Source organism: Kitasatospora nipponensis, from assembly GCF_039528135.1.
Taxonomy (GTDB): Bacteria; Actinomycetota; Actinomycetes; order Streptomycetales; family Streptomycetaceae; genus Kitasatospora; species Kitasatospora nipponensis.
In genome coordinates, this window is record NZ_BAAALF010000862.1 from 1 (window position 1) to 615 (window position 615).

The 615-nt window shown below is 67.5% G+C and carries 1 protein-coding gene; it reads right to left on the reverse strand.

Annotated features, from left to right (window positions below):
• Positions 1-615: ABC transporter permease (locus tag ABD323_RS43740; RefSeq protein ID WP_425556362.1), on the reverse strand; the 615-nt coding region annotated here is incomplete at both ends.

Genomic DNA, 615 nt, shown 5'->3' on the forward strand with positions numbered 1-615 from the left:
CGTCTCCGAGCGGCCGGTGGCGCGCAGGTCGAAGCCGAACCGGGTGCGGCTGAGGGTGAACTGGAAGACGATGCCGACCAGGACCGCGATCACCAGGAAGCCCCAGAGGGTGCCACCGGCGGTCTCCAGCGTGAAGAAGTGGCTGGAGGCGGAGATCGGGTCCGTCTGGATGCTGTTGGTGGTGGTGCCCTTCTCCGGCGCGAAGATGCCGGGGACCAACAGCAGCGTCACCACGGCGCTCGCGATCGCGTTGAGCATGATGGTCGAGATGACCTCGCTGACCCCGCGGTAGACCTTGAGCAGACCGGCGATGCTCGCCCACAGGCCACCGACCGCCATGGCGGTCAGCAGCAGCAGCGGGATCTGCAGGATCGCGGGCAGGTCCACCTGGCTGCCGACGAAGGCGGCGAACAGCACGCCCAGCTTGTACTGGCCGTAGACGCCGATGTTGAAGAGGTTCATCCGGAAGCCGAAGGCGGCGGCGACACCGGCGAGGTAGTACGTGGTGGCCCGGTTGAGGATGCCCACCTGGCCGTCCGAGGCGGTGCCGTACGTGAACAGCACGTCGAAGGCCTTGAACGGCTCCTTGCCGGAGACCGCCAGCAGCACGCTGCA